This window comes from Streptomyces sp. NPDC056987 (genome assembly GCF_042673865.1).
Lineage (GTDB): Bacteria > Actinomycetota > Actinomycetes > Streptomycetales > Streptomycetaceae > Streptomyces.
The window spans coordinates 165,251-184,954 of sequence record NZ_JBHURV010000013.1 but is presented as its reverse complement, the minus strand read 5'-3'; the positions used below and the strand labels follow the sequence as shown (position 1 = coordinate 184,954).

The 19,704-nt window shown below is 70.8% G+C and carries 19 protein-coding genes; 4 read left to right on the top strand and 15 right to left on the bottom strand.

Annotated elements, in window-relative coordinates; all coding sequences use genetic code 11:
- Positions 1–10: 10 nt before the first annotated feature.
- Both ACFTZC_RS17895 and ACFTZC_RS17890 read left to right on the top strand, forming a co-directional pair.
- On the top strand, positions 11–565 hold the full coding sequence (locus tag ACFTZC_RS17895) for a peroxiredoxin (RefSeq protein ID WP_365808040.1): 555 nt from the start codon (positions 11–13) through the stop codon (positions 563–565).
- 6 nt (positions 566–571) lie between these two features.
- Positions 572–1,132 (top strand): alkyl hydroperoxide reductase, encoded by a 561-nt coding sequence (locus ACFTZC_RS17890; protein ID WP_382890655.1) that lies wholly within the window; start codon positions 572–574, stop codon positions 1,130–1,132.
- A 69-nt stretch (positions 1,133–1,201) separates the two neighbouring features.
- Here the strand turns inward: ACFTZC_RS17890 and ACFTZC_RS17885 are convergent, their stop codons facing one another.
- From ACFTZC_RS17885 to ACFTZC_RS17865, 5 genes are all read right to left on the bottom strand, one after another.
- Entirely contained in the window at positions 1,202–2,023 is an 822-nt protein-coding gene (locus tag ACFTZC_RS17885) for a hypothetical protein (protein ID WP_382890654.1), read from the bottom strand.
- Complete coding sequence (locus ACFTZC_RS17880) at positions 2,020–3,570, bottom strand: AI-2E family transporter (protein ID WP_382890652.1); 1,551 nt, start codon at positions 3,568–3,570, stop codon at positions 2,020–2,022. The genes ACFTZC_RS17885 and ACFTZC_RS17880 overlap by 4 nt, the downstream gene beginning before the upstream one ends.
- A gap of 164 nt (positions 3,571–3,734) precedes the next feature.
- On the bottom strand, positions 3,735–4,460 hold the full coding sequence (locus tag ACFTZC_RS17875; protein ID WP_382890650.1) for a transglycosylase SLT domain-containing protein: 726 nt from the start codon (positions 4,458–4,460) through the stop codon (positions 3,735–3,737).
- Positions 4,461–4,848: 388 nt separating this feature from the next.
- The gene (locus ACFTZC_RS17870) at positions 4,849–6,174 is read right to left on the bottom strand and encodes a PhoH family protein (RefSeq protein ID WP_382890648.1); all 1,326 of its coding nucleotides are present in this window, start codon (positions 6,172–6,174) and stop codon (positions 4,849–4,851) included.
- A 512-nt stretch (positions 6,175–6,686) separates the two neighbouring features.
- Positions 6,687–7,448 (bottom strand): isoprenyl transferase, encoded by a 762-nt coding sequence (locus tag ACFTZC_RS17865; RefSeq protein WP_382890710.1) that lies wholly within the window; start codon positions 7,446–7,448, stop codon positions 6,687–6,689.
- Positions 7,449–7,597: 149 nt separating this feature from the next.
- Here ACFTZC_RS17865 and mgrA point away from each other — a divergent pair, with 149 nt between their 5' ends.
- Positions 7,598–8,635, top strand: coding sequence for an L-glyceraldehyde 3-phosphate reductase (gene mgrA / locus ACFTZC_RS17860; protein ID WP_382890646.1), 1,038 nt, complete (start codon positions 7,598–7,600; stop codon positions 8,633–8,635).
- 755 nt (positions 8,636–9,390) lie between these two features.
- Here mgrA and ACFTZC_RS17855 read toward each other — a convergent pair.
- Positions 9,391–10,146 (bottom strand): class I SAM-dependent methyltransferase, encoded by a 756-nt coding sequence (locus tag ACFTZC_RS17855; protein ID WP_382890644.1) that lies wholly within the window; start codon positions 10,144–10,146, stop codon positions 9,391–9,393.
- Positions 10,147–10,238: 92 nt separating this feature from the next.
- The gene (locus ACFTZC_RS17850) at positions 10,239–11,219 is read right to left on the bottom strand and encodes a prepilin peptidase (protein ID WP_382890642.1); all 981 of its coding nucleotides are present in this window, start codon (positions 11,217–11,219) and stop codon (positions 10,239–10,241) included.
- 125 nt (positions 11,220–11,344) lie between these two features.
- Here ACFTZC_RS17850 and ACFTZC_RS17845 point away from each other — a divergent pair, with 125 nt between their 5' ends.
- Complete coding sequence (locus tag ACFTZC_RS17845; protein ID WP_382890640.1) at positions 11,345–11,713, top strand: DUF192 domain-containing protein; 369 nt, start codon at positions 11,345–11,347, stop codon at positions 11,711–11,713.
- Positions 11,714–11,786: 73 nt separating this feature from the next.
- Here ACFTZC_RS17845 and ACFTZC_RS17840 read toward each other — a convergent pair whose 3' ends face one another.
- The 8 genes from ACFTZC_RS17840 to ACFTZC_RS17805 all read right to left on the bottom strand — a co-directional run bounded on the left by ACFTZC_RS17840 (position 11,787) and on the right by ACFTZC_RS17805 (position 19,675).
- Positions 11,787–12,224, bottom strand: a complete 438-nt coding sequence (locus ACFTZC_RS17840) for a DUF3592 domain-containing protein (protein WP_382890638.1) — start codon at positions 12,222–12,224, stop codon at positions 11,787–11,789.
- Between the two features lie 68 nt (positions 12,225–12,292).
- Complete coding sequence (locus tag ACFTZC_RS17835) at positions 12,293–12,910, bottom strand: hypothetical protein (RefSeq protein WP_382890636.1); 618 nt, start codon at positions 12,908–12,910, stop codon at positions 12,293–12,295.
- Positions 12,911–12,948: 38 nt separating this feature from the next.
- On the bottom strand, positions 12,949–14,496 hold the full coding sequence (locus ACFTZC_RS17830) for a hypothetical protein (protein ID WP_382890634.1): 1,548 nt from the start codon (positions 14,494–14,496) through the stop codon (positions 12,949–12,951).
- Entirely contained in the window at positions 14,493–14,951 is a 459-nt protein-coding gene (locus ACFTZC_RS17825; protein WP_382890632.1) for a hypothetical protein, read from the bottom strand. The genes ACFTZC_RS17830 and ACFTZC_RS17825 overlap by 4 nt, the downstream gene beginning before the upstream one ends.
- Positions 14,952–15,119: 168 nt before the next feature.
- The gene (locus ACFTZC_RS17820; protein WP_382890630.1) at positions 15,120–15,707 is read right to left on the bottom strand and encodes a hypothetical protein; all 588 of its coding nucleotides are present in this window, start codon (positions 15,705–15,707) and stop codon (positions 15,120–15,122) included.
- A gap of 339 nt (positions 15,708–16,046) precedes the next feature.
- Complete coding sequence (locus ACFTZC_RS17815) at positions 16,047–16,934, bottom strand: hypothetical protein (RefSeq protein ID WP_382890628.1); 888 nt, start codon at positions 16,932–16,934, stop codon at positions 16,047–16,049.
- Between the two features lie 227 nt (positions 16,935–17,161).
- Positions 17,162–18,814 (bottom strand): polymorphic toxin-type HINT domain-containing protein, encoded by a 1,653-nt coding sequence (locus ACFTZC_RS17810; protein ID WP_382890626.1) that lies wholly within the window; start codon positions 18,812–18,814, stop codon positions 17,162–17,164.
- A 273-nt stretch (positions 18,815–19,087) separates the two neighbouring features.
- On the bottom strand, positions 19,088–19,675 hold the full coding sequence (locus tag ACFTZC_RS17805) for an epoxide hydrolase N-terminal domain-containing protein (RefSeq protein WP_382890708.1): 588 nt from the start codon (positions 19,673–19,675) through the stop codon (positions 19,088–19,090).
- Positions 19,676–19,704 lie beyond the last annotated feature (29 nt).

Here is a 19,704-nt window from a genome sequence, read left to right as displayed (position 1 = left end):
AGGAGAGCGCGTGCTCACTGTTGGTGACAAGTTCCCCTCGTACGAACTGACCGCCTGCGTCTCGCTGGAGAGCGGCAAGGAGTTCGCGACGATCGACAACAAGACGTACGAAGGCAAGTGGCGCGTCGTCTTCGCGTGGCCCAAGGACTTCACCTTCGTGTGCCCGACGGAGATCGCGGCCTTCGGCCGGCTGAACGACGAGTTCGCCGACCGCGACGCCCAGATCCTCGGCTTCTCCGGCGACTCCGAGTTCGTGCACCACGCCTGGCGCAAGGACCACCCGGACCTGACCGACCTGCCCTTCCCGATGCTCGCGGACTCCAAGCACGAGCTGATGCGCGCGCTGGGCATCGAGGGCGAGGACGGCTTCGCGCAGCGCGCGGTCTTCATCGTCGACCCGAACAACGAGATCCAGTTCACGATGGTGACCGCCGGTTCCGTGGGCCGTAACCCCAAGGAGGTCCTGCGGGTGCTGGACGCGCTCCAGACCGACGAGCTGTGCCCGTGCAACTGGAACAAGGGCGAGAACACCCTCGACCCCGTCAAGCTCCTGTCGGGCGAGTGAGCCGCGATGTCACTCGATGAGCTGAAGTCGGCGCTGCCGGACTACGCCAAGGACCTGAAGCTGAACCTCGGTTCGGTCATCGGCAACAGCGAACTGCCGTCGCAGCGGCTCTGGGGCACGGTGCTGGCGTGCGCGATCGCCTCGCGCTCCGCGCGGGTGCTGCGCGAACTGGAGCCGGAGGCCAGGGAAAACCTGAGCGCCGAGGCGTACACGGCCGCCAAGTCGGCCGCCGCGATCATGGCGATGAACAACGTCTTCTACCGAACCCGGCACCTGCTGTCGGACCCGGAGTACGGGACGCTCCGCGCCGGGCTGCGGATGAACGTGATCGGCAAGCCGGGCGTGGAGAAGGTCGACTTCGAGCTGTGGTCGCTCGCCGTCTCCGCCATCAACGGCTGCGGCCAGTGCCTCGACTCGCACGAGCAGGTGCTGCGCACGGCGGGCGTGGACCGTGAGACGGTCCAGGAAGCCTTCAAGATCGCCGCGGTGATCCAGGCGGTCGGTACGACGCTCGACGCCGAGGCCGTCCTCGCGGAGACCGTCACCGCGGAGACCGTCACCGCGTGACCGGTCGCCCGACCGGGCAGGGTGGAGCCGTGCCGCGCCGGACCGTACAGGTCGGGCGCGGCACGGCTCTCACTTCTTGAGCGCGGCCATCAGGGCCCGCATGTCCTCGATCAGACCGGGTTCCAGCGCGGCGAGGTCGAGCGGCTCCATGTCCATGAACTGACCGGTCGTGGGATCGACCGAGGAGTACGTCATCCCGTAGACCTCGATCTCGAACGCGGCGGCCCCGTCCAGGACCCGCAGCTCCGCGTCCCCGTTGTACGCGGTCCTCACCAGGAACGCCTGGTCGCCGAGGTCCGGGATGCGCTTCGTGGTCGCGGGCCCGGTGCCGTCGAAGTCGGGCGCCGCCGACTCGGCCTCGAACTCGGGCCCCGGGTCGGTCTCCTTGTGCAGTGTGTACCGGATCACGGCCTCGGCCCTGGCCCCGGGCCGGTCCCGCCCGTCCCCGCCCTCGACCGGCTCCGTCTCCCCGAGTTCGACCCGGCATACGGCCCGGTCGACCGCGGGGTGCCGGTCCGTGCCGGCTGTCGGCCGCTGCTTCGGGCCGATGGTGGTGGTGAGCGCGGCCAGCTCGGCGGCCTCGCAGAGGTCGCGCGTCACCTCGTACCCCCGCAGGTCGGGTCCGGTCAGCCGGTACGCGAAGAGGCCGCCCGCCCAGAGCGCGGAGGCGGCCAGCGCACCGCCGAACGCCCACAGCCAGGGCGGCCGGTGGCGGGGCGGCGTACCGGTGGGCGGGCCCCCACCGGTCAGTGTCTCTGCCTCGGCGGCCGGACCGGCGGGGGCCCGGCCGCTCTCCGTACCGTACGGGCCGGGCGCGCCGAGGGCCGTGTGCCCGGGGGCTCCCTGTCCGGCGTCGTCGTCCTCGCCCGTTAACTCCGGCTCGGAGATCATCCCTGGCCGTCTCCCCCTTCCGCCACGGCGGGGGTGGCCGAGGGCGGCGGCGGGGTGGACCGAGCGGGCCGGGACGGCTCGCCGGAGGGCTCCGGGGTCCCGGCCACGGCCCCGGTCACCGCGCCGGCCGGAGCGGGCGTCGGAGCGGAGGTCGGCGCGATGCTGTAGGCCGTCGAGCCGTGCGGCGGGGGCATGTTCCGCAGCTCCTGCTCCTGGCTGTACGCGCGGAGGTAGCCGACGACCGTGTTGGTGACGGCCACCAGCGGCACCGCCACCACCGCCCCGCCGATGCCCGCCACCAGACCGCCGACGGCGACGGCGAGGACGACGGCCAGCGCGTGCACCCGTACGGCCCGGCCCAGGATGAAGGGCTGCAGCACATGGCCTTCGATCTGCTGTACCCCGAGCACGACGAGCAGCACCATCAGCGCGGTGAAGACGTCCTGCGTGACCAGCGCCACCACCACGGCCAGCGCGCCCGAGATGACCGCGCCGACCAGCGGGATGAACGCGCCCAGGAAGATGATGACGGCGAGCGGCACGGCGAGCGGGACGTTGAGGAAGTAGATCCCCAGCCCGATGAAGATCGCGTCGATCAGCGCCACCAGGACCGTGCCGCGCACATACGCGGTGAGGGTGTTCCAGGCGCGCGGTCCGGCGCCGGCGACCCCCTCCCGGGCCGCGGCGGGGACGAGCTTGAGCGACCAGTTCCAGATCTTGCGGCCGTCGTACAGCAGGAAGAGCGTCGAGAAGACGGCGAGGAACACGCCGGTCAGCAGCTCGACGATCACGGCGACGCCCTGGAGGCCGGCGGAGGTGATCGCCTCGGTGTTGGAGCCGACCGCATCGCTCAGGGTCTTCGCGATGCCGTTGATCTGGTCTTCCGTCACATGGAAGGGGCTGTCGAGCAGCCAGCGCTTCAGTTCGTTGATGCCGTCCGTGACCCGGTTGGAGAGATCGTCGATGTTCTCCATGACCTGCCACACCACGAACCAGCCGACCAGGCCCATCAGCACGAATCCGGAGATCGCGGTGAGCGCGGTGGCCAGCCCGCGGGGCACTCCGTACCGCCTGAGCCAGGCGACGGTCGGCTGGAGCAGCGCGGTGATCAGCAACGCGACGACGAAGGCCATCACGACGAGTTGCAGGGAGCTGATGACATGCATCAGCACCCAGAGCAGCCCGCCCAGCACCAGCAGCCGCCAGGCCGCCTCGCCCGCGACGCGCATGCCCCAGGGGATGGCGGTGGCGGGGTGGCGCTCCGCGGCGGGCACGACGGGAACGGCCGGCGGCGCGGGAGCGGGCTCCGGAGCGGCGGCCGTGACGGCGGCGGGCGCGTGCGCGGGAGGCGGCGGAACATCGTCCCGTACGGACCCGGCCGCGGCCCGCGCATCGGCTACGGCCCCTGTCGCGGTCCCCGCGTCGGCTGCGGTCCCGGCGCCGATGCCGGGCTCGGCCTCGGCCTCCGCCCGGCGCTGGTCGAGGCGTTCGCCGAGGCGGGTCAGTTCCCCGCCCACCTGACCGAGCCACTCTGGCAGTCTTGACATGAAGCTTCCACTTCCCCCTGTCTTGCTCTCCACGCCCACTCCCCGGAGCCTGCTCGCTACGACCGTACAGGGGAGAAGCCCCCCACCGTAGGACGGCGGGGGGCTTCCCGGGGTTGAGCGGGACGAGCACCGGCGAGGAGCCGGGTGTCACTCGTCCGGTACCGCTAGTACCAGTTGTTGGCCTGCCAGAACGACCACGCGCCACAGGGGCTGTCGTAGCGCTCGTTCATGTAGTTCAGGCCCCACTTGATCTGGGTGGCCGGGTTGGTCTGCCAGTCGGCGCCCGCCGACGACATCTTGGACCCGGGGAGCGCCTGGACCAGGCCGTACGCGCCCGAAGACGGGTTCTGCGCCTTGTAGTTCCAGGTGGACTCGTGGTTCACGATGTTGCTGAAGCACTGGAACTGGTCCGCCGGGACGATGGACCGGGCGATCGACTGGACTTCGGCGACCGTGTAGGAGCCCTGCTGCGGGAAGGAGCCGGAAGCGGAGGTGGAACGCGTCGCGTCGCGGCTCGCGCGCTCGGCGTCCTCCTTCTTCTTCTTTTCGGCGGCTGCCTTCTTCTCCGCCTCGACCTTGTCGTCGGCGGCCTGCTTCTTGTCCTTGGCGTCCTGCGCGGCCTGGACACGGGCCGACTCCTCGGCGGACTTCCGGGCCGTGGTGTCGGCGGCGGCGGCCTGGGCGTCCGCCTGCTGAGTCAGCGACGCGGTCTGCACCTGGGCCTGCTGACCCGCGGGGATGTCTGCGAGGAGCGTCATGTCCGCTGCGGTCGCCTCGAAATTGTCGGTCGAGGTCTGGGGGTCGCCCGAGGCAACACCCACCACAGCGCCGACGGTGGTGACCGCAGTGGCAGAAGCCACGGCAAATCCCCGGACCGAGATCCGGCTCACACGGTGTCCTTCCAGCGTCGCCCGCACACGTGACCTCGCGGACGCGATCGTGCCCCTGGCACTGGTCTCCGTACAACATGCGTCACGGGAGACACGGGCCCGGTGGGCAATCCCCTTACGGGGAGTGCCGCGTGGTGCGCGGGCGGCATGCGGCGGCAGCTTTGGAGTTGTATGGAACCGCACCCTGTTGGTGCGCGTGTGCCGCATGCGGGGCCTGACGGAAGCAAGACTCTGCCGGAAGGCGGCACCGGGAGGCAATTCCCCGTCGGGTGGGAAAGCTCACACCACGTTCGTCCCAGGAGTTTCAGGGAAATAGGGGCGCGGCACAACGCCGCCCGGCTAAGCTCTTTCGGCTTCGCCGGGCGGCGCCAAGTGCGGTGATACGAGGTCAGATCTGGCCGTCCTCCAGCATTTCGGTCACGAGCGCGGCGATCTGCGAACGCTCGGAGCGGGTGAGGGTGACATGCGCGAAGAGCGGATGCCCCTTGAGTTTCTCGACAACGGCGACAATTCCGTCGTACCGCCCCACCCGCAAGTTGTCGCGCTGCGCGACGTCATGCGTGAGCACCACGCGGGAATTGGCCCCGATCCGGGACAGAACGGTCAGCAGGACATTCCGTTCCAGGGACTGGGCCTCGTCGACGATGACGAACGCGTCGTGCAGGGACCGGCCGCGGATGTGCGTGAGCGGCAGCACCTCCAGCATGCCGCGTCCCAGCACCTCCTCGATCACGTCCCGGCCGGCGACGGCCGAGAGGGTGTCGAAGACCGCCTGCGCCCAGGGGCTCATCTTCTCGGCCTCCGAGCCGGGCAGATAGCCCAGCTCCTGGCCGCCGACCGCGTACAGCGGCCGGAAGACCATCACCTTCTGGTGCTGCCTGCGCTCCAGGACCGCCTCCAGGCCGGCGCAGAGGGCCAGCGCCGACTTGCCGGTGCCCGCCCGGCCGCCCATCGAGACGATCCCGACCTCCGGGTCGAGGAGGAGGTCGAGGGCGATGCGCTGCTCGGCGCTGCGGCCGTGCAGCCCGAAGGCCTCACGATCGCCCCGTACGAGCCTGACGTTGCCGTCGGAGGTGACCCGGCCGAGCGCCTTGCCGCGCTCGGACTGGAGCACCAGTCCGGTGTGCACCGGCAGGTCGCCCACCTCGGGCACATAGAGGGTCTCCTCGCTGAAGAGGAGGTCCACCTGGTCGGCGGCGAGCGTCACTTCGCTCATCCCCGTCCAGCCGGAGGCGTCGGTGATGGCGAGTTCGGCGCGGTACTCCTCGGCGAGGAGACCGACCGACGACGCCTTGATGCGCAGCGGCAGGTCCTTGGAGACGACCGTGACGTCGTACCCCTCGGCCTGGAGGTTGCGCGCGACCGCGAGGATCCGTGAGTCGTTGTCCCCCAGTCGGAAGCCGGCGGGCAGGATGCCGGGATCTGAGTGGTTGAGCTCGACGCGCAGCGTGCCGCCCAGATCGCCCAGCGGGATCGGGGCGTCGAGACGGCCGAAACGGATGCGGAAGTCGTCCAGCAGGCGCAGCGCCTGCCGGGCGAAGTACCCGAGTTCCGGATGGTGCCTCTTGGCCTCCAACTCCGTGATCACCACGATGGGGAGCACTACCTCGTGCTCCTCGAAGCGGGACATGGCATTCGGATCGGCCAGCAGGACGCTGGTGTCGAGAACGTAGGTGCGCCTGTCGGGCATGCGGCGCTTTGTGCTGGTCACCACGGAAGGACGTACCCCCTCGGATGAGGTCGGGGTTGCGACGGCGTCGCGGGCGGGTGGGCCGGGCTCGGGCCCCATGCGCGGGCCGAGCTCCGGCCCTCCATGTCGCCCGTACGACGAGGCGCACGGTCGTCCTGGTGCAAAGGGCCTCCCGGGCGGACGGCCCCATGCCGTCCGCTGAGATGCGATGTCCACGGACCTGTCTTTTCGGACATCGACCTGGAGGAGGTATTCCCTCGAACACGCGCCGCCATGCCACGGCATACGGCGGACGGTGGGTGAACCGTGGGTGAAGCGCCCTGGACCGACGGCCGGCGGAGCCGCGGCCGGGGGCCGGGCGGGGCGCGCCGGGACGGCGGCGGCACCTGGCCGAAACGGGTGCCGTGACCGGGCCGGACGTGGGCGTGAGCCACGCCGGAAGCCGTGCGGGGCCTTGTGGGACCTACCCCGTGCGGCCGGAGACGCGGAAGCCGGGAGAAGGAAGGGGAGGGGGAGAAGGAGGAAGGGAAGGGGGCTCAGGTGCCGTAGCGCCGGTGGCGCGCGGCGTAGTCGCGCAGGGCGCGGAGGAAGTCGACCTTGCGGAACGCCGGCCAGAAGACTTCACAGAAGTAGTACTCCGAATGGGCGCTCTGCCAGAGCATGAAGCCGGAGAGGCGCTGTTCGCCGCTGGTACGGATGACCAGGTCGGGATCGGGCTGGCCGCGCGTGTAGAGGTGGGACGAGATCAGGTCGACGTCGACGATCTCGGCGAGCTCCTCGAAGGTGGTGCCCTTGCTCGCGTGGTCCATCAGGAGGGAGCTGACCGCGTCGGCGATCTCCTGCCGGCCGCCGTAGCCCACGGCGACGTTGACGAGTATTCCCTGGTTGCCGACGGTGGCCTGTTCGGCCTCCTTGAGCACGGTCTGCGTGTGGGCGGGCAGCAGGTCGAGCGTGCCGACGTGGTGCACCCGCCAGCGGCCGTCGGCCGCCAGGTCACGGACCGCGTTCTCGATGATGGCGACGAGCGGGGCCAACTGTTCCTGGGGACGGTCCAGGTTGTCCGTGGAGAGCATCCACAGGGTGACGACCTCGACCTTGGTCTCGGAGCACCAGCCGAGCAGTTCCTGGATCTTGCTGGCACCGGCCTCGTGGCCCTGTTCGGCCGTGCCGCCCGCGGCCTTCGCCCAGCGGCGGTTGCCGTCCAGGATGACGCCGATGTGCTTCGGCACCTGGTCGTGGTCGAGGCGGCCTTCCACCCGGCGTGCATAGAGCCGATACACCAGGTCGCGCACGTTCACTGAGTCCACCCTCTCGATTCCGTGGGGACCGGCGCGTCCGCTGGCGGGATCCTGGGGCCGGCCCGGGGACCCCGAAGCCGTCACATTACTGCGGACCCCGTGCGGTCACCCAACCCGGTCTGTCACAAGTCCGTGATAAGGAGGGAAGCATGACCAATTCTCCCTCTTATCTCGCGGCCGACGGCCGGTACGACGCCATGGAGTACCGCCGCAGCGGGCGCAGTGGCCTGAAACTGCCCGCGATCTCACTCGGTCTCTGGCACAACTTCGGCGACGACCGGAGGCTCGATTCGCAGCGCGCGATCCTGCGCCGCGCCTTCGATCTCGGTGTCACGCACTTCGACCTGGCGAACAACTACGGACCGCCGCCGGGATCCGCCGAGCTGAATTTCGGCAAGATCTTCGCGCAGGATTTCTCGGCCTACCGGGATGAACTCATCATTTCGACCAAGGCCGGATATCTGATGCATCCCGGGCCCTACGGCGAATGGGGTTCCCGTAAGTATCTGCTGTCGTCGCTGGACGCCTCCCTGCGGCGGATGGGCCTGGACCACGTCGACATCTTCTACTCCCACCGCTTCGACGCGAACACTCCCCTGGAGGAGACGATGGGGGCGCTGGCCTCCGCCGTACAGCAGGGGAAGGCGCTGTACGTGGGGGTCTCGTCGTACACCTCGGAGCAGACGGCCCGGGCGGCGGCGCTGCTCAGGGAGATGGGGGTGCCCGCCCTCATCCACCAGCCCTCGTACTCGATGATCAACCGCTGGACGGAGGACGACGGGCTGCTGGACACGCTGGAGACGGCGGGGATGGGGTGCATCTCGTTCGCGCCGCTCGCCCAGGGGCTGCTGACCGGGAAGTACCTGAAGGGCATTCCGGAGGGGTCCCGGGCCAGCCAGGGCAAGTCCCTCGACCCCGGGCTGCTCTCGGACGACGTGGTGCGGCGGCTGCGCGGGCTGGACGAGATCGCGCGGCGCCGGGACCAGTCGCTGGCGCAGCTCGCGCTGACGTGGGTGCTGCGTGACCCGCGGATGACCTCGGCGCTGATCGGCGCGTCCGGCGTCCGGCAGCTGGAGGAGAACGTCGCGGCGCTGTCGGCGCCGAAGCTGTCCGCGGAGGAGCTGACGGAGATCGACGGCTTCGCGGTGGACACGGCGGGCACGAACATCTGGGCCGGCCGGAGCTGAGCCGGTGAGCTGACACTCCGTGACGCCCGGGGCTGACGCGCTGTGAGCGCCCGGCTCGCGCGCGGCCCACGCCCCGGGGCGGGCGGGCCGGCCGACGGGACGGGGGCGGACGGAGAGGCCCGTACGGGAGCGGCGCGGACGGGGCGGGTCGGAGCGGCACGGAGCGGGGGCACTCCGGGCCGGGACGCGAACAGCCTCGGGACGCGGCGGGAGCCGGGACGGGATCGGAGCCTGGCCTGGACCTGGACTGGACCTGGCCTGGACCTGGGCCGGGATTGGCCTGGACCAGGACTCCACGGGGCGCCGCCGGGACCGGACCTCCGCGGGGCCGGACCGGGAGCCCGGCGCGGGTCGGGGACGGGGCCGGGTGGCCGCCCCCGTCGCGGCGCGCCACCCGGACCGGGACAGAAAACGGGCCGGTCCGTGGGGGGGGGATACGGACCGGCCCGAGGGGGGGTTTCCACCATAACCCTTCGTGAGGGATCGTGCGCCCCCTCGTGCAGCAAGATGACGCTCCGAAAGCGGCGGGCTACGGCGTGCGGCGCCCGCCACCAGGCTTTTCCGGCGACGGATGGCCAAAATGGCGAGTAGTCGCCATGGCGTGTCGTCCCCCTCAGGAGCGATCCCGGAGGCTTCACCTTGACGCCGAGGGCCCGGAGCCTGCTCGAAGCGCCTGCCCGATCCGAGCGCCCTGCCCGAGCCGAGCGCCCTGCCGGTGCCGTGCTTGTGCCCGGCCTGTTCCCCGACGCTGTTCCCTAACGACGGACGGCCTCGATCAGGAAGCGGGTCGTCGTCGCCACGAAGGGCCCCTCGCCCTCGATCCGGCGGTGCAGTTCCGCCAGCCGGCCGCGGTACGCCTCGACGGTGAAGCCGGGCACCATCCAGACGACCTTGCGCAGGAAGTAGACGACGGCGCCGATGTCGTGGAACTCGGTGTGCAGCGACGCCGTCCGCAGGTCCACGACGTCCAGACCGGCCGCCTCCGCGGCTGCCACGGCCCGGCCGGGGTCACGCGCGGAGCGCGCCTCGGGCGGCTGCGGCCCGAGGAAGTACTCCACCAGCTCGAAGACACTGGCCGGTCCGACCTCCTGCGAGAAGTACCGGCCGCCGGGCCGCAGCACCCGCGCGATCTCGTCCCACCACACCCGGACGGGGTGGCGGCTGACGACCAGGTCGAAGACACCGTCCGCGAACGGCAGCGGGGGCTCGTCCGGATCCGCCACGACGCCGACCCCGCGGGGCCGCAGCAGCGCCGCGGCCCGGGCGAGGTTCGGCGGCCAGGACTCGGTGGCGACGGTGAGCGGTGGCAGTTCCGGTACGGAGGCGAGGACCTCGCCCCCGCCGGTCTGGATGTCGAGTGCCGCACGGGCGTCGGCCATCCGGGCGGCCATGGAGCGGGCGTACGCCCAGGGCGGGCGTTCCTCGGTGGCGCGGCCGTCGAGCCAGGAGAAGTCCCAGCCGTCCACGGAGACGGCGGCCGCTTCGGCGATCAGCTCTTCGAAGGTGGGCATGGGCGCGATCGTGGCAGGGCCGGGAGCGCCGGCGCGAACGCATTTCGCGCGGTCCCGGCCCGGGTCCGGTCCGGGTCCGGTCCGGGTCCGGCTCAGGCGGCCGAGAGGGCCCCGAGCAGGAGGCCGAGCAGCGCGCCGGCGATCATGAACGGGCCGAACGGGATGACGGACTTGCGCCCCGCCCGGCGCAGCACCATCAGCCCGACCCCGTACAGCGCCCCCAGCAGGAACCCGGCGAAGGCGCCGACGCCGAGCACCGGCCAGCCGTACCAACCGAGGACGACGCCGAGGGAGAGGGCGAGCTTGACGTCGCCGAAGCCCATGCCGTTCGGGTTGATCAGGAACAGGACGAAGTAGCAGGCGCCGAGGACCACCCCGCCGAGCAGCGCCGTCGTCCAGGAGCGGCTGCCGTCCGCACCGTCCCCGGCCCCGGGGCCGCCGGGGACCAGGGCGGCCAGGCCGAGGAGCACGGCGGCGGCGAGGGCCAGAGGCAGGGTGAGCTGGTCCGGGAGGCGGTGGACGTTGCGGTCGACGAGAGCGAGGAGCAGGGCGAAGGGCGCGAGCAGCAGCCAGACGGCCAGCTCGGGACGGGGCCCGGTGGCGGCGGCGAGCGCGGCACAGCCGAGGGCGCCGAGGACGGGGACGAGGCGGGAGGGCACGTACCGCACGAGGGACGCGTCGGGCGCGCCGGAGTGGTCGGAGTGATCCGAGTGTTCGGACACGGGGGTGGTGCGGGCGGAGGCGGCGCCGGGGCCGTCGGCGGCGCCAGGGCCCTCGGGTGCTCCGGGCGCTTCCGGGATGGAGACGGCTCCGGAGTCACCGGCGGCGGTGCTGCTGTCGGCCCCGGCCCCCACACCCGTGGCGCCCGTATCCCCCGGGCCACCTGTCGCACACTCCGGGCACCTCGCCGTGCCGAGCCAGCCGCGGGCCGGGCCGGTGATCGGGTGGCCGGCGGGGCAGCGGTCGCGCCACGCGTCCTCCGGCTCGACGGAGAGCCGGTACGCCGGGCGCGGCAGCAGCACTCCGGTGGCGGCGCCCCAGAGCGCGGCGAGGACGATCAGCGTGGCGTACACCTCACCGAGCCTAGGCCCGGCGCCGGGCCCGGTCATGGGTCCAGGGGCCCACTTCCCGCACCCCGGGACCCAGATCCGCGCTCGGGAGCGGCCACCGCCGCGACGGGGCGCTACGGTCTACGGCCATGGGGACATGGCGAAACGGCAGGGGACGGCTGACGGTCGCGGGGCAGGACGCCCCGGTGGAGGTGGAGTTGGAGATCGCCGCCTCGTACGGGACCCGGCGGCGCGGGCTGCTCGGCCGGACCGGGATCGACGGGGCGCTGCTGATCACGCCGTGCAACAGCGTGCACACCTTCAAGATGGGGTTCACGATCGATGTCGCCTATCTGGACCGGTCGTTGAAGGTGGTCCAGGTCCACACCATGAAGCCGGGCCGGCTCCATCTGCCGCGGCTGCGGGCCCGCCACGTACTGGAGGCGGAGGCGGGGGCGATGGAACGGTGGGGGCTGCGGCCGGGCACCCGGGTGAGCATGGACGTACAGCCCGGGTGACACCGGCGGCTCGGATGACACCGGCGGCCCGCCCGCGTCAGTCAGTCGGCCGGCCGGCCGGGCGGCCGGGCGCCTACAGCAGCCCTTCCTTCGCCGCCACCGCCAGCAGCGGGACCAGGGCGAAGAGGGCCGTGCCCAGGCAGATCAGCGCGGGGACGTAGACCGGGCCCCAGGCGCCGGGGCCGGCGATGGTGGCGCGCTTGTGCGGGGACCTCGGGTCGTAACTGACCCGGACCGGTGCCCCCACCTCGTGGCCGAACATGCCGGGCCGGTCCTTGAACTCGACGGCGGTGCCGTCCTCCGTGCGGAACGTGAAGACGAACTCGGGGTGGGAGCTGGACGACCCGCTCGCCAGCCCCGAGTCGGTGACGACCCGGCGGTCCACGCACCGCCCCTCGGCCCGCCGTCCGTTCCGGAGCAGGGCGAGCACCACGAGGACCCGCCGGGCGAAGACGACGGAGACCACCAGGGCCGCCACCCCCACGAGCAGGAAGAGCGCTTCGATCCCCACGCCTGACTCCGTTCCGATCCGATCCGATCCATTCCGTTCCGCCCCGTGTTCCCGTCCGTCCCTCGGCCCTACTTCAGGGAAACGCTGGCGATGATGTCCTTGACGTCCTTGTCGGACAACAGCCCCTTCTCGGCGTTGACGGTGATGAGGTACGGCCGGTCCTTGGCGTCCAGGCCCGCCACCATCACCCCCGCCAGCGGGGTGCCCTTGGGGGGCTGCCCCTCCTCGCCGGTCGAGGTGGAGGTCCAGTCGACGCGGCGCGCCTCGGCCGTGCCGTCGGGCCCGGCGACCTCGACGTCCGTGGTGTCGACGGGGGTCGCGCCGAGCTGTACGCGGGCCTCGGCGGCCGTGCCGGCCATGTCGGCGTCGTTGATGCCCTGCCCGTAGTCGAACTCGACGTAGATCGAGCCCGCCGGGGATCCGCCCTTCGTACGGACGGCTCCCGCCGCGTCCCCCTCCGCCAGGTCCGCGGCGGCGACCTGCTTGAACTCCCCCGGGTGCGCGACGGTGAGCCGGTCGGTCGTCAGGGTGGACCAGCCCTCCGGGGTCGTCGCCGCGTCCTCGCCGCCGGCGCCGCAGGCGGTCAGGAGCGCGGCGGCCAGGCCGGCGGCCACGGCCGCGCGCACCCCGTACGCGCTTCTCGGCTTCGACCTGGGCTGGGGCTGGGGCTTCGGTGTGGAGATCATCCCTGAGTTCCTCACTGGTACCGGACCGGCGGGGGTGGTCACTTGGCGCAGTAGCTGTACGGCACGTAATCGCGCTTCCCGTCCCTCGGCGCGCCGAGGAATTCGGCGTCCTTGAGGGTCTCGGACTTGTTCTCCATCGAGATGGAGGCACCGATCGAGATCCCCAGATTCAGCTCGAATCCGTACTCCTGGGCATCGGACATGCCATCGTACGATGTCCTGCTCGACTTGCCCTTGTCGAACAGGAGCTGTCCGAAGGGGTCGTCGGCGCCGGGCCGGGTGGTCGGCGCGTTGGTGTCCAGCAGGTATTCGAAGGCCGCGGTGTTGTCGCCGCCGCCGTCCAGCCACGCCTGGCCGACGGCGCGGTCGGCGTTGCCCTTCTCGCCCTTCTCGAAGGCGATGGTGTTGGTGACGACGCCGATGTCACTGCCGCCCGAGTTGTCGGTGTTCTTTCCCTTTCCGCCGCGCTTGTCCTTGCCGTCCTTGCCGTTGTCGCCGCCGACCCCGCCGGTCTGACCGCTGAAGGTCTCGGTGGTCTGGGTGAAGTCGATGCGGAGCAGTTCGCCGGTCTTCTGGTCCCGGGTGACGGTGACGGTGGCCGAGCGCTCGCCGGTGAGGTGCTTGCCCTTCTTGGCGCCGCCGGCGTCCACGCCCGCGCCGATGGTGCCGTCCGCCTTCACGGAGTACGTGAACGACTTGGTGCCGCGGAAGTCGTCCTTGGTGACGAGGGCGTCGCCGCTGATCTTCACATCGGCGCCCAGCTTGCCGCTGAGGGTGCCCTCGGCGTCGGCGTTGAGCGACAGCTCGCCGCCCGCCTTGCCGTACACGCCGATCGAAGCCTGGCTGATGTGGCGGTCCTTGAGCCTGTCCTCGACGCGGTTGCGGATGTTCTCCTCGTCCTTGAGGGCGCCCTTGCCGAAGAGGTAGAGGATGCTGTCGCCGACACTGGCCTCGGCGCCGCCCGGGGAGGTGCGGCGGATCTCGTACATCTTCAGCTTCTCCAGGTCCTCGCGGAAGGACTCGGCCTCCTCGCGGCTCTTGAAGACCCAGGTGTCGCCGTTGCTGACCTTCACCCCGGCGCCGAGGTCGACCGAGCCCGTGCCGAGCTTGCCCATCTTGCCGCCGAAGCCCCCGGTGACGCCCGCGCTCGCGGAGTCGGTGAACGTGGTGTAGATGAGCTGGTCCTTGTCGTCGACCTTCCCGTCCTCGTTCACGTCGTAGTTGGCCTGCATCGTCTTGTCCTGGAAGCCGTAGTCCTGGCCCCACTCGAACCAGCCGAGCTTCGCCTTGCCGCCCGCGGTGTCCGAGATGGTGGATATCGTGCAGAGCGGGGGCTCGAAGTCCTTGTCGGCGAGCGGCTTGTCGTCCGTACCGTCGCCGCCGGAGGCACAGGCACCGCCACCGCCTCCGCCGAGGGCGGGGATGGCGCAGCGGATGCGGTCGCCGATGGACCCTCCGATGCCGGCCGCGCTGACGCCGAGCACGAGGGCGACGACGACGATGATCGCGCCCAGGTACTCCATGGCGGTGGCGCCGCCGTCCGATCTGAACCGGCGCCGGGTGCCCCCCGTACGTCCCCTGCTCATCGCTCCCCCTCGCGTATGCGGTCCACGGCATATCCGGTGACCGCACCGGCCACGACGACGGCGCAGGACATCAGCACGCCTTCGAGGGAGACCCGCTCCCACCTGATGGCGATGTTGAGGACCTGCGCGAGGACGGGGACCGTGAAGACGGCGAAGGCGTGCCGTACGGGCAGGTCCCGGAAGGGTTCGCGATGCGCGCGCGAGGAGGCCCAGGCGCCGAGCGCCACGCAGACGGCGTTCGGCAGATGGATCACCAGCAGCCGGCCGCCGAACGATTCAAGCCGCTCGGTCGACCCCAGCGTTTCGTAGACGTAGGTGACTTGGAGGTACGAGGTGACGGCAAGCACCACGAACCCCGCCGCCCAGGCAGCGGCCATCGCGAGCAGCCCACCGCTCTCCGGCGCCGTATACCCGTAACCGGTCCCCCGGTACGGCGGCCCTCCTGTCCCACGCATCCGCGCTGCCCCCTGTGTATTGGCCGGATCTGACCGGTCCACCGTAGGGGGAGGGCAGGGACAGGTCGTGGGCCCGTGGGCCCAGAGCCGGACCCAAAGGGGCACGCCCGTGCCCGGAGCTGCCCGAACCGTGCCCGGGGCTGCCCGAACTGTGCCCGACTGCCTGAACTACCTGGCGCCGCCCGGCCGGAGCTTGGCCGCCTGAGCCGCGCTGATCTCGGCGGGGATCTCGGGGGTCTTCGCGTTCACGAGGTTCGCGGTGTAGTAGGTGGCCACGGTCGTTCCCGTACGTACCACCTGGAACACCAGCGGTACGTCCTCGCCCTCGTAGTCCCCGGTGAGCTGGTAGGCCAGCGCCTGGTCCCCGGCCCGCGGAGCGGCCAGTCGCTTCACTCCGGAGTAGTTCGACGGGCCGTCCTCGCCGCCGTCGGCCGTGAAACCGTCCGCGCAGGCGACGACTGCCGCGTCGAGACGGGACAGCACCTGCCCCGCGGACTCTCCCTTGTGGGCGGTGAGGAATTCGGTGACGACCACCTGCTCGTCCTTCCCGCCCACGATCTGGCGGTAGACGGCGGCGTCGGCGACAGGCTCCGGAGCACCGTTCATGAGCGCGGTGAGCGGACGGCACTCGTCCTGGTCCGCTGTCTCACCGGCGGGCGGCGCACCCGCCATGGGGGTGACGGCGAAGCCGGCCACGTCTCCCTCGGCCAGCACCGCGCGCTCCAGCTCTCCCTTGGACAGCGTCTTTCCGGTCACCCCGGCGGAACCCCGTTCCCCGCTCGGGCTCGACGACGCTTCCTTGGCCGGTTCGCCACTGGTCCGAGCGGGGGGAGCCGTCTTCGATCCGCTGGGCTCACCCGCGCTGTCCGCCGTATCGGACGAGGTGCCACCGCACCCCGTAACGGCGCTCAGAACGACAGCGGCCAGCAGGGCCGCACCTCGCCTCGAACCGACCGGACGACTCCGCATGCGATACACCAATTCCCTCCGTTGAACGCAACCCGTTGAACGCGATCCGTTGAATACGATCCGTTGAATGCGGCCGAGTGGGGTGGATCCACAGGTATTTCTGCCGTTGAAGTCGCTCATCCCATCTCAGCGAAGACGCTCGTCCCACTCGACCCGCCAGCCCTGACGCCGGAAGGATGCCTCCACGCCGGCCCAGTCCTCCACCCACTCGGCGATGCAGTTGATCTCCATGCCGGGATCGTCCGCGACGAGGATCGAGACACCGCCGCCGGCCTCTCCCCTCTCCTCAGGCGTCTCGTCGGACGTGTCGCCGGACGTCCCGTCGAGATCCGTCATCAGGTCGGCCCGCACATAGCGCCCCGTTTCGTCACCGGAGACGATCCTCCCCACCGTCCCGAACCGTGCTCTCGCATTCGCCTCGGAGACATCACCGCGGTCGAGGGTCGCCGTGACCCGGAGCTCCACGGGGTCGGCGCTGTCGCTCCCGCCGCCGTACGCGGAGACGGCGGCGGCAAGATAGGAACGCCCGTGTTCAGCCGCGGCGGCGCGCAGCGATCGCAGCCGCTCGGGCGACACCTCGTCCCAGGAGAGGATGGTCGCCACGTCCCGGTCCTGCGCCTCGTCCTCTCCGGCCGGCAGATCCGCGTCCCCGCTCCGGCCGAGGGCAAGGGCGAACTCCTGGGCGAAGGAGGAGGGCTCGACAACACCTTCCGGGCTCTCGTCGATGAGCATCGCGACGCCGGCGAGCAGTGACCTGGCCGCAATCCGGGAAAGGGTCACGACCTCCGTGTTCTCACGGCGTTCCCCGAACTCCGGATACCCCGTCATCTTCCGGTGGATCTCCGCCACCGTCGCCGGATCGACCGGTCCCGTCCCCCACAGCAGATCCAGCGCCTGCCGGAAGACCTCCAGGTCCGCCTCACGGCCCGACTGCGAAGTCGACCAGAAGAGAACACCACAGGTGCGCTCGGCGCAGGCGGCCGCGAACGCCCTGGCCTGATCGAAAGACCCCATGAAGGCCATACCGCGCACACTTTCCAGGATCTTCACACCGCTTCACTCCCACAACGTAGCCACGTACCTGTGTCCGGATCCGTGTGCCGGATCCACGTGCCGGATCCTTCCGCCGGATCCATCCGCCGGATCCATCCGCCGGATCCATGTGTCCGGGCCGCATTCACCGGGAACGCGGCTGTTCCCGCCGGGGCGCCGGATGCCCGGCGCCCCCGCACACAGCGACTCTACGGCCACCAGAAGGTACGCACTTTGCTTCCTCCCTTGCCTGTCACCTCGCCGCTGACAACACCCTGCGAACCTCTGATCAGGGGCGGACAGGTGTTCCTGCACACGTTCCTCGACGCACCGCCCGCGATGGGTTCACCGCCCAGCTTGTTGATCTGGAGCAGGGCGTTCTGCTCCGCGTGGGTCGCCCCGTCCTGGTTGACCCGAACCGCCAGGTCGCCGCGCTTCTTGGCCTGGGTGAGCTGTGCGGGCGAGAGTCCGGGCCCGCTCCGGGCCACCACGTTCCGCTCGACCCATTTGCCCGGCTGACCGGGTACGGGGAACCGTGCGCGGATGACCGCGCTCGTGTTCTTCTTCTCGGCCCACTCGACCGCCGTCTCGATTTCCTCCGGTGACTTGCCCTTGGCCTTGGCCTCGGCGCGCACCTCCCGGAGGTACTCGTCCTGGTAGCTCCTGGCATCGTCCGCCATGTCCTCGGCGAGGGCCTTGAGCTCTTTCTGGGTGCGCTTTTTCTTCGGACCGCAGTCATTGTTGTGTACGAGAACGTTCCGGCTGCCGACACCCACGTAATAGGTGTGGGTGGACTCGACCGTCAGGTCGTGGGTGCGCTGCCGCCGCTCATAACGGCTGACGTCCGCGACCGCGACGGTCGCCCCGTCAGGAAGGCGCAGTTCATCGCCTGCCCCGATCTCACCGGCGTCCGCCCAACGGTTCTTGTCGACCAGCCAGAACGGGTGCGTGTCCGTGGCCGTCAGGGTCGCGGTGCCGGACACCCCCGCGCCGTCGGCGAGGCGGACGGTGAGCCGGGTGAAGTCCTTGTCGTCCTCGGTCGTGATCGTGTCCGTGACCGCGCGGGACGCCGTCAGCCCTCGTACCGGATCGGTGGCCAGCACCCGGTCGCCGGATCTGACGTCCTCGATGGCGCGACGTGTACCGTCCGCGAGCAGGACCGGGGTGCCGGGCAGGAAACTGTGCTTGGCGGGGCAGGCGGGCTCCTTGGGCTTGCCGCCGGCGTCGGGGTCCTCGGGCTTCTTCTCCCGCTTGGGGAGCTTCTGCTTGAGGTCGTCGACCTTCTTTCTGAGCTGGTCGGCCTTCTTCTTGGCCTTCCACATGCCCTTCGCACCGCCGACGACGTCCCCGCCGTGCTTGACGATGCTCTCGACGACCTTCTTGCCCTTCTTCCACTCCGTGGGCCAGCCGTACTTCTTGAGAACCTTGGCGGGGAGTGAACCGAGCAGCGCCATCACCACATTGATGGCCGTTTCTGAGCAGGAACTGGGATCGCCCTCGGTGAAGCACTTGACGGCATCCGTGATGCCCAGCTCGTCCGCGAGGATCGCGCCGAGCTTCTTGGCCGCCTCTACGGCCCGCTTCTTCTCCTTCTCGTACTCACCTTCGGCGTCCTCCAACTCCTTGACGGCGGCGTCGTAGTCCTTCTCCGCCTGGGTCTTCTCGGTCGGGGAAGGCTCGGGCTCGCCCTGCCCGCCGGTGCCCTTCGGACCATCGGCCTCGATGTTCCCGTCGTCACCGTTGCCGCCGTCATCGCCGGAACCACCGCAGTCGCCGCCACCGATGCAGCTCACCTGCGCGGCGATCTTCTGGGTCAGCTCGGTGCCGATACCGGTGGCCACCAGGGCCCCGACGATCGCCACGACGACCAGAACCAGCCCCAGGTACTCCAGCCCCGTCTGCCCGGACTGTGCAGATTTCCTGAGCCCTAACAACCGTGCCTGGGTGATGGGGTGTCGTAAGACGGGACGGTTTCTGGTGCTCCGGGCCCGATTCCGCGAGAGAAGAGGCATACTCCCGAGACTAGAGAAATGGCCGCTTTACGTCGTGGGCCCTGGGACCCAACTCGCGGGCCCATGAGGGGCCGTGCGGGACCGTGCGTGACCCGTGCGTGACCCGTGCCCGTGCGGGGCCCCTCAGCCCGCGGCCGCCGTGCGGTAGGGGCGGAAGAACGCGCGGAGTTCCTCCGCGTAGAGCTCGGGTTCCTCGAACGGCGCGAAGTGCCCGCCGCGGGCGGGGTCGGTCACGCGGACGGTGTTCGCCGTACGTTCCATCCATGCCCGTGGCGGGCGGACGAGGTCACCGGGGAAGCGCGAGAAACCGGAGGGCACTTCGACCCGGCGGGCGTGCTGCGCGGGCGGGATCGCGGCGACCTTCGAGTAGCGCCAGAACGAGTCGGGCCAGCCGTGGCTGAGGACCAACGGCAGTACGGGCCCGGCCGGCGCGGCGGCCCGGGCGTGCACGAAGTGGATCCCGAGCCCGCCGAGCGGGACGCGGAACCGCGGCAGCCGGGCGAGCGCCGCCTCCCGCGCCGGCCAGTCGAACTCGTCCGCCCAGTACGCGACGAGCTCGCGGAGGTAGGCCGGATCGGTCCCGAGCGACCACCCGGCATCCTCGGGCGCATCCGGCCAGCGCGTGGCGCGCAGCCGCGCGCGGAGATCCTCCAGCGCCGCGGGGCTGGTCCGCGGGGTGAACGGCTCGGGGCGGAGCGGGGCCTCCGGCATGGCAGGCATGCCAGGGCCTGTCGTCTGGA

Excerpts from the sequence above, each read along its gene's own strand:
- ACFTZC_RS17830 (WP_382890634.1), bottom strand. The coding sequence starts at position 14,496 with ATGAGCAGGGGACGTACGGGGGGCACCCGGCGCCGGTTCAGATCGGAC.
- mgrA (WP_382890646.1), top strand. The coding sequence starts at position 7,598 with ATGACCAATTCTCCCTCTTATCTCGCGGCCGACGGCCGGTACGACGCC.
- ACFTZC_RS17805 (WP_382890708.1), bottom strand. The coding sequence starts at position 19,675 with ATGCCGGAGGCCCCGCTCCGCCCCGAGCCGTTCACCCCGCGGACCAGC.
- ACFTZC_RS17845 (WP_382890640.1), top strand. The coding sequence starts at position 11,345 with ATGGGGACATGGCGAAACGGCAGGGGACGGCTGACGGTCGCGGGGCAG.
- ACFTZC_RS17835 (WP_382890636.1), bottom strand. The coding sequence starts at position 12,910 with ATGATCTCCACACCGAAGCCCCAGCCCCAGCCCAGGTCGAAGCCGAGA.
- ACFTZC_RS17855 (WP_382890644.1), bottom strand. The coding sequence starts at position 10,146 with ATGCCCACCTTCGAAGAGCTGATCGCCGAAGCGGCCGCCGTCTCCGTG.
- ACFTZC_RS17890 (WP_382890655.1), top strand. The coding sequence starts at position 572 with ATGTCACTCGATGAGCTGAAGTCGGCGCTGCCGGACTACGCCAAGGAC.
- ACFTZC_RS17825 (WP_382890632.1), bottom strand. The coding sequence starts at position 14,951 with ATGCGTGGGACAGGAGGGCCGCCGTACCGGGGGACCGGTTACGGGTAT.
- ACFTZC_RS17880 (WP_382890652.1), bottom strand. The coding sequence starts at position 3,570 with ATGTCAAGACTGCCAGAGTGGCTCGGTCAGGTGGGCGGGGAACTGACC.
- ACFTZC_RS17815 (WP_382890628.1), bottom strand. The coding sequence starts at position 16,934 with ATGGGGTCTTTCGATCAGGCCAGGGCGTTCGCGGCCGCCTGCGCCGAG.
- ACFTZC_RS17885 (WP_382890654.1), bottom strand. The coding sequence starts at position 2,023 with ATGATCTCCGAGCCGGAGTTAACGGGCGAGGACGACGACGCCGGACAG.